The organism is Streptomyces chisholmiae, assembly GCF_031845445.1.
GTDB lineage: Bacteria > Actinomycetota > Actinomycetes > Streptomycetales > Streptomycetaceae > Streptomyces > Streptomyces chisholmiae.
On record NZ_JAVREO010000335.1, the window covers coordinates 1 to 235 of the forward strand.

Consider the following 235-nt stretch of genomic DNA (forward strand, 5'->3'; position numbering starts at 1 on the left):
CAGGGGATGGCGGATCGGGCGTTGGATCGTGCGGTGGCCGCGCAGGCCGATCTGGCGTCGGCGCAGTCGGCGTTGGGGGATGCGACGGACTGGTTGGGGCGGGCCGGGGACGAGGCGGAGCGGCTGCAACGGGAGGGTGAGCGGGCGGACGCGGAGCCGCCGGATGAGGCGGATGTGCGGGCCGCGACCCGCGATCATCAGGCGGCGGAGGCGGCGGCCGGCGCCGCCCAGGGGC

The 235-nt window shown here is 77.9% G+C and carries 1 pseudogene; it reads left to right on the forward strand.

The annotated features are described in order from the left end of the window. Positions 1-21: 21 nt before the first annotated feature. Positions 22-235, forward strand: a pseudogene (locus RM844_RS33450) (DUF6531 domain-containing protein); the annotation flags it as partial.